Source organism: Kitasatospora sp. NPDC036755, assembly GCF_040636595.1.
Lineage (GTDB): Bacteria > Actinomycetota > Actinomycetes > Streptomycetales > Streptomycetaceae > Kitasatospora.
This window is the reverse complement of sequence record NZ_JBEZUT010000046.1, coordinates 28,246-36,063: the sequence shown is the minus strand read 5'-3', so window position 1 is coordinate 36,063 and position 7,818 is coordinate 28,246. Positions and strand designations below refer to the sequence as shown.

Genomic DNA, 7,818 nt, shown 5'->3' with positions numbered 1-7,818 from the left:
GGCGGCTCCTCGGCGGGCGCCTGCTCCGTTGCGGATGCCGCGGCGGCCGCGGGGTCCGAGACGGCCGCGGGGGCCGAGGGGACCGCGGAGGCGGCAGCCGTCGCGGGGGCCGGGGAAGCGTCGGGGGCCGCGACCACGGAGGTGGCGGCGGTGGCTTCGGCCGCCTCGGGGCCGGGCCGCTCGCCGGCCGTCGCGGTCTCGGCGTTCTCACCGCTGCTGGGCAGCTGCGGGATGCCCGGGAGCTCGGGCAGGACGGCGCTGTCGCTCTCCTTGGGCCGGTCGGAGCGGCCCTCGGCGGCGGCGCGCTCGGCGGCGGCCTTGGCGGCGACCGGGTCCAGCGGCAGTTCGACGACGTACGTGGTGCCGGTCTTGCCGGGCAGCTCGTGCGGCTGGAGCACACCGCCGTGCCGCTCGACCACCGTGCGGGCTATCGGCAGGTGGACGGGGCTGCCGCCGACGCCGGGGCCGCGGATCTCGACCCGGGCGACCTCACCGCGCTGGGCGGAGGCCAGCACGACGGTCGGCGGCTCGGGGGCGGGCGGCAGCGCGGGCGCGGCGGCGCCGTTCAGCCCGGGCACGGCCAGACCGGGGGAGGGGGCGGCGGGGGCGTCCAGCGCCAGTCCGATGCCGCTGACGTCGGCGACCAGGTGCGCCAGCGCCTGGGCCAACCGCCGCTCGTCGGCGATCACCTCGACCGCGGCGGCGTGCACCGAGAACCGGACCCGGCCGGGGCCGACCAGTTCGCCGGCCTCCTCGACGGCCCGGCGGACCACCGTGTCCAGACCCACCGGCACCCGGGCCGCGGTCTTCCGCCCGTCCTTGCCGTCCTTGGGGTCCTTGGGCTCCTTGCCGTCCTTGGCCTCGGAGCCGCCGGACTCGCCGGCCTCGCAGCGCTGGTGGTCGAGCACCCCGTCGATCAGCTTCCCGAACCGGCGGCACTCGGCGGCCAGCCGGCGCAGCGTCCAGTTCGCCTCCGGCCAGAGCTGGCCGGCCGGGTCGGCGGCGAGGGCGTCGAGCCGCTGGTTCAGCGCGTTCAGCGCGCCGCCCAGCTCGCTCTCCAGGACGGCGGTGAGGTGCTCGTTGCGGGCGACCAGGGCGAGTTCGCGGCTGCGGTCGGTGAAGGTCATCACCGCGCCGACCAGCTGGTCGCCGTCCCGGACGGGGGCGGTGGTGAGGTCGACGGTGACGGGCCGGCCGTCCTTGCGCCACAGCACGGTGCCGCGCACCCGGTGCTTGCGCCCGGAGGTCAGGGTGTCCAGCAGCGCCGACTCCTCCAGCGCCAGCGGGGTGCCGTCGGCCCGGGAGTGCTGGATCAGCGGGTGCAGTTCGCGCCCGCCCAGCTCGCTCGCCCGGTACTCCAGGATGTGCGCGGCGGCCGGGTTGACCAGCACGCAGCGGCCTTCGAGGTCCACGCCGAGCACGCCCTCGGCGGCGGCGCGCAGGATCATCTCGGTCTGCTTGTGCTGGCGGCGCAGTTCGGCCTCTACGCCCAGCCGGCCGGAGAGGTCGCGGACCAGCAGCAGGAGCAGGTCGGAGGAGGAGGGCGAGTTCTCCCGGTACGAGTCGTACGGGGAACGCGCGTAGCCGCGGCCGTCGCCGTCGTCGGCGAAGTCGTTGCCGGAGACCTCGACCGGGAAGGTGGTGCCGTCGGTGCGGTGGGCGGTCATCCGGACCGGGCGGTCCGGGGCGTCGCCGTCACGGTTGGCCGGGCGCATCGAGCCGGGGATCCGGCTGGGGTCGAACTCGGGGAGCAGGCCCAGTACGCCCATGCCGACCAGCGAGGTGCCCGGTGCCTGCAACGCCTGGACCGCCGCGCTGTTGGCATCCACGACGGTGCCGTTGCTGTTCACCAGCAACAACGCGTCGGGCAGGGCGTCGAGTATGGCGGCGAGGCGAGCAGCGCCTCGGATCGGCCTGCTGCTCACGTCGACAGGTCTCCTCGGCTCGGGGCAGCTCCTCCGGAGACGGCAGTATCTCATTCTTCTTTGCGGCGGGGACGACCCGCCTAGTAACGTTGGCGGTGGTTGGTGCCGAGCCCCAGGGTTGTGGCATCATCACTGACACACGGAACGGCTCCGCTCGCGCGGGGACGGTCCATGTGGGGAGGCTTCGCCTAGTCCGGTCTATGGCGCCGCACTGCTAATGCGGTTTCGGGGTTATTCCTGATCGAGGGTTCAAATCCCTCAGCCTCCGCCAGTCGGGAGCCCCCGTCGACGATCTCGTCGGCGGGGGCTCTTCGCGTTCCCGGGCGCGGTCCGGAGTGATCCGGGGCGGGCCCGGGGCGGTCGTGAGCAGCCCGGACCCCGTCCCCGGCGGGCCCCGGGGGAGGCCGGAGCGGGCCCGGCGGAGGCCCGGATCAACCGATTTCGTCCTGCGCCGCAGGTCATGTAATGTTGTCCCCGCAACGCCCCGGAGACAACGTTCACCAGGGCGAGCGCTCATAGCTCAACGGATAGAGCACTTGACTACGGATCAAGAGGTTGCAGGTTCGAATCCTGCTGAGCGCACCAAACTCCGCAAGATCGGGTTCGCCCGTTCCTTGCGCTCATAGCTCAACGGATAGAGCACTTGACTACGGATCAAGAGGTTGCAGGTTCGAATCCTGCTGAGCGCACCATCGAGAAGCCCCTGGCCACCGGCCGGGGGCTTCTCCCTTTCCCGGGACGCCCGGCGGGTGAATCGAACAGGGCCTCGCGGTGGATGGTCCCGTCCCGGAGGCCGGTGTCCGCCGGATGGGTCCGGACCTCCCGTTCCCGCGTCCGTTCGGGTGGTGTCGATTGCCGCCTAATGGATGAAATGCAGCCGTTTCGGGTACATCCCGTCCTGCCGCCCGGATGACCGCCGAACGGGTGGGACACGGCCAAAAGCACAGGTGTCGCAGTATGACCGGCTCGGGATCGTGATTCCTTTTTGTCGGATCTTGTGCAGACTGCCCACCTCCCCGGCAGCCGACCGCGAAGGAGAGCCGGATGAGCCGACAGTTTTCCCGCACGGCTGCCGCCCTGGCCGTCCTCGCGAGCGGGCTGCTGACCCTGTGGAACGCCCCGCTCTCGGCGGCCCGGCAGTCCCCCGACGTCTGGTCCGCCGAGCACGGGGCGGTGCTGCCCTCCGGGCTCTCGGTCCGGATCGATGCCGAAGCCGCCCCGGGAACGGCCGTCACCGCGGAGCCGGGCGAGCTCGCGGACCGGTCCGCGACCGGCAGCGCCGCCGCCGCCCACTACACCGACGGAATGCGCCCCGGGGATTCCGCGCAGACCTTCGCCTTCACCCCCGACCGCCCGCAGGCGGACGGCTCCTGGCACACCGTGGGAACGCTCAGGCTGGACTTCTCCCAGCCGGTCCGCAACCCCCGGCTGCACCTCAGCGGCCTGGCCGCGCTCGCCACCGGGGCCTCCGGCAGCACCAGCACGGCGGCCCGGCTGACCCTCACCGGCGGCTCACCGGCCGCCCCCTCCCTGGTCGACCGCACCGACTGGTCCGGCTGGACGGTCGACGGCAACGTCCTCGCCCCGGCGAGCCCGGACGGGGCCCTGGACGGCGATCCCGGTTCGGCGGCCGAGGGCTCGCTGGAGCTGGCCGGGACGGTCCGCACCGCGGTCTTCCGGATCGAGCAGCGCTCCGTCGCCCGGGCCGGCAGCACCACCGCCCCGCCCGCCCTGCGCCAGGCCTACACCGTCACCGTCGACGAGGGCCTCGGCACCGCGCCGCAGGACTACGGCAACGCCTCGCACGTCGTCTCCGACCTCTCCCTGGGGGCCGACGCGACCGGACCGGCGCGCACCGGAGGCACCCGCGCCGTCGAGGCCCCGGACGGCGGTCCGCTGGTCCGGCTCGACCGGGCGGCCGGCCCGCGCACCCCCTTCGCCGGCCCGCAGGCCAGGCTCCAGCCCGGCCGCGGCGAGTACCGGGGCGCCGACCCGTCGCTCGCCTTCCCCACCGACGCCGCGATCGGCCGCTACTACCGGCTTACCGTGCCGGTCGCGGTCGGGGACCGGCCCGCCACCCTGGCCGGCTGGATCGACTTCGGCCACACCGGCCGGTTCGACCCCACCGGGCGGGTGCAGACCGAGATCCCGCCCGGCGCCGACACCGCCACCCTCGAATGGACCGTCCCGCCCGGCGCGGCCTCGGGCGAGACCTGGGCCCGGCTGCGGATCGGCCGCGACGGCGGACAGCTCGTCTCCTCCGGCGGGTTCGCCGACTCCGGACAGGTCACCGACCAGCTGATCCAGCTGATCGTCGGCGCCGCCCGGCCGGAGATCGCCGAACCGGTGGACGGCGCCGTCCTCGCCGACGCCCGCCCGCGGATCAGCGGCGGGGGCGCGGTGTCCGGCGCCACGGTGGAGGTCCGGGAGGGCGACACCACGCTCTGCGAGGCCAAGGCCGGGAAGGACGGCGCCTGGTCCTGCCGCCCCGGTACGGCGCTGGCCGCCGGCCCGCACGCCCTCACCCCGGTGGAGACCACCGGCGGAGGCGTGGTGCTGCGCGGCGAGCCCGTGAAGGTCGGCGTGAAGACCGTTCCGCCGGGCGCCCCCACCCTCACCGTCCCCGCGTACACCAACGACCCGGGGCTCCGGCTCGGCGGCACCGGCGAGGCGGGCAGCACCGTCTCGGTCGTCGAGCAGGGCTCGAAGGACGAGCTGTGCATCACCGGGGTGCCGGCGGACGGCCGCTGGTCCTGCCTGCCGGTGGAGAACCTGACGGACGGGAAGCACCTGCTCACCCCGGTCGCGGTCGACGTGGCCGGCAACCGGACGACCGGGACGCCGGTCGAGCTGGTCGTCGACACCGGCCTGCCGGAGCGGCCGGTGCTCACCGCGCCGGCCCCCGGGGAGACGCTGCGGGTCAGCCGCCCGAAGCTGGCCGGCCGGGCCGACCCGGACGCGAACGTGCTGGTCACCGCCCGGGCCGAGGCGGGCACGGACGCCGACCGGCGGACGGTGCTGTGCGGGGCGACGGCGGCGCTCGACGGGAGCTGGAGCTGCACGGCCAACCGGGACCTGACGGACGGGGAGCACTGGCTGATCGTCACGGCGACTGACCGGGCGGGGAACGAGGTCTCGGCGGAACCGGTGCGGGTACGGGTGGACACGGCGGAGGCGGCGGAAGCGGCAGAAGCGGCAGAAGCGGCGACCGTGCCGGTGGCGCCGAGCCCGTCCGGGGCGAGTCCGGCGGTGCCGAGTGCGGCGGCGCAGAGTCCGGCGGCGGCGGGTGTGGCGTTGCCGAGTCCGGCGGTGCCGGGTGTGGCGGTGCCGAGCCCGTCCGGGGCCGGTCCGACGGGTGCGACTACGGCGGCGGCGGGCGTTCCGGCCGCTCCGACGGTGACGGCGTCCGCCGCGACGGCTTCGACTCCGGCTCCGGGCCCGACGGCCAGTCCGGTGGCGAGCTCGGCGGCCCCGAGGCCGTCGACGCCCGCCGGGCCGAGTCCGAGCGCCCCTGGCCCGGCGCCGGCCCCGTCGAGTCCGGCGGCCGCGGCGGTGCCCGCGGTGCTGCCGATCGTCGTTCCGCCGGTGGCGGCCCGGCCGGTGACGGAGAGTCCGGTGCCGGCGGGTCCGGCCACGGCGAGTGCGGTGACGACGGGTGCGGCGGCGAGTGCGCGGGCCTCGGGGCCGGCGACGGCCCCGTCGGGGTCCGGGAAGGCGGGTCCGCGGACGTCGTCTCCGGCGGCGCCCACCGTGTCCGCCGTGTCCGCCCCTTCCTCCCGGCCCGTCGCCTCGACCTCATCGACCTCATCGACCTCCTCGGCCGGCTCCACGACCCCGGCCGCCGGTGCCGGCGCCTCGCCGGTGGCCGTCGTCGCGGCGAAGTCCGCGGTGAGGCCCGAGCCCTCGCCGACCGGACCGACCGGGGCTGGCGGGTCCGCCGAGCCCGACCAGCCCGCCGAGGGCGCTGACCGCGCGGCCCGCCCGCTGGCGGCGCCGCCGGCGGAGGCCGCGCAGGACGCGTCGGGGCGGCCCGGGGAGGCCGGCCGGCGCGGTGGGCTCGCCGGAGCCCTGATGGTGCTCACCGGCCTCGGACTGATCACCCGTCGGGTGCTCTCCCGCAGGTCAGGTGCTCCTCGGCGCTGAACCGTGCCGAACTGTCCCGACCACCCGCTCATGTGCCTGCGCGTCAGGTCGGCTTTGGATGATTCGTCAGTAAATGTCGACACACCTCGGCTCAAATGTCGCATTTGATGACGTATGAACTTAGCCTGACCCTGGCACTGCCCGTCAGATCCGGGCCGCCCGTTGCGCGACACACCGACCCAGAGGATCCGTGCATGGACGTCACCCGCGATTCTTCGCAGCGACCCGACCACCTTCCCAAGGCGCTTCCGCCGGCCCTGCCGGAACGTTCCGCCGCCGGTTCCAGCCCGCTGGCCAGAGTCACCGCCGTCAAGGCCTTCAAGCAGGGAGGCCCGGCCGACAGCGGTCCGGCGACCACCCCGCTGGCCGTCGTCCCCAGCCCGACGCCGGCCGGGGCGGCGGACCACCGCGACCCGCTGGAGACGGCCGCCCCGGAGACGGTCGAGCTCCCGGAACCGGTGACGGCCGGGGCGCCGGCCGCCACCTCCCGGCGCCCGCCGCGCGCCGACCAGGCGCTGCGCGAGCACCGTGCCACCGCACTGCCCGGCTGGATCGCCCTGCTGGCGGTGCTGATCGGCGTGGCCGGCGCGCTGCTCGTACTGTTGCGCACCGGCGTCATCCCCCACTGGGACGCCCTGCCCGACCTGCGCAGCGGTGCCGCGCGGGAGAGCGGCCGGATGGAGGTGGACGCGCAGTGGATCGCCGCCGCGGCCGCCGCCGGCCTGCTGGTGGTGTTCGCGCTCGCCGGGCTGCTGGCCAACGCGGGCGGCGAGACCCGGGTGCTGACCCGCTGGGGCCGCTACCGGGGCACCGTCCGCCGGACCGGCCTGGTCTGGGTCAACCCGCTGCTGCGCCGCCGTCGGGTGGACGTGCGGCTGCGGCACTGGCGCAGTGAGCCGGTCAAGGTGGTGGACCGCACCGGCACGCCGATCGTGGTCCGGCTGCTGATCGTCTGGCGGGTCAAGGACACCGCGCGGGCGCTGCTGGCGATCGAGGACCACGAGGGCTACCTGCGCGAGCAGGTCCAGGCGGTGCTCACCCGCACCGCGTCCACCCTGCCCTGCGACAGCAACGCCGCGCCCGGCCCGGCACTGCGCGACGGGCAGTGGTTCGCCGACGAGATGACCAGGGCACTCGCCGCCGAGGCCGCCCCGGCCGGTCTGGAGGTCTACTCGGTGCAGCCGCTGGCCCTAGACTACGCGCCCGAGGTCGCCGAGTCGATGCGCCGGCGCCGGCTGGCCGACCTGGACGCGGGCCTGCGCACCGTCCTGGTGGACGACGCGGTGGAGGCGGCGGCGCTCGCCGTCCGCCGTCTGGAGCGGGCGACCGCGCACGAACTGGACGAGGCCGCCCGCAGCGCGCTGATGGAACAGCTGCTGGTCGCCTTCGTCGCCCCGGCCGGAGTGGCCGCTTCGGTACCGTCCCCGGCCGCCCGTGCCGGGCGGAAGGAAGGACGACCCGCATGAGGATAGCCACCGGCGCGTACGCCGAACCCGGGACCGGCCCCGACGGCGATCCCGGTCTGATCGGCTTCGAGGAGCGCCTCGGCAGCATCCCCGCGGTCGCGGGCTGCGGCTGCCCCAACTGCGTCGTCCGGCCACGCACCGCCCGCTCCGCGGCGGCGGTCGGCGGCGGCCGAATACACCGGGCCGTACGGAGCACCTGCCTGGCCACCACCGTGCTGGCGGGGGCCGGCGTCGTCGGCCTGACGGCCGGCGCCGGCTCCGCGCACGCCGCCGCCGGGAAGCAG

The 7,818-nt window shown here is 75.5% G+C and carries 4 protein-coding genes and 3 tRNA genes; 6 read left to right on the top strand and 1 reads right to left on the bottom strand.

Annotation, left to right across the window (positions count from 1 at the left end):
* The coding region (locus AB0E96_RS10120; protein WP_359820857.1) for a PAS domain-containing protein at positions 1-1,925 on the bottom strand (1,925 nt) is incomplete at its 3' end.
* A 177-nt stretch (positions 1,926-2,102) separates the two neighbouring features.
* On the opposite strand from AB0E96_RS10120, the gene AB0E96_RS10115 reads away from it, so the two are divergent.
* From AB0E96_RS10115 to AB0E96_RS10090, 6 genes are all read left to right on the top strand, one after another.
* Positions 2,103-2,196: transfer RNA gene (locus AB0E96_RS10115), tRNA-Ser, on the top strand.
* Between the two features lie 238 nt (positions 2,197-2,434).
* Positions 2,435-2,510, top strand: a tRNA-Arg gene (locus AB0E96_RS10110).
* Between the two features lie 31 nt (positions 2,511-2,541).
* Positions 2,542-2,617 (top strand) — tRNA-Arg (locus AB0E96_RS10105).
* Between the two features lie 352 nt (positions 2,618-2,969).
* On the top strand, positions 2,970-6,068 hold the full coding sequence (locus AB0E96_RS10100) for an Ig-like domain-containing protein (RefSeq protein ID WP_359820854.1): 3,099 nt from the start codon (positions 2,970-2,972) through the stop codon (positions 6,066-6,068).
* Positions 6,069-6,262: 194 nt separating this feature from the next.
* Positions 6,263-7,534: an SPFH domain-containing protein gene (locus AB0E96_RS10095; protein ID WP_359820852.1), complete on the top strand. Its 1,272-nt coding sequence runs from the start codon at positions 6,263-6,265 to the stop codon at positions 7,532-7,534.
* The coding region (locus tag AB0E96_RS10090) for a hypothetical protein (RefSeq protein WP_359820850.1) at positions 7,531-7,818 on the top strand (288 nt) is incomplete at its 3' end. The genes AB0E96_RS10095 and AB0E96_RS10090, both read left to right, overlap by 4 nt.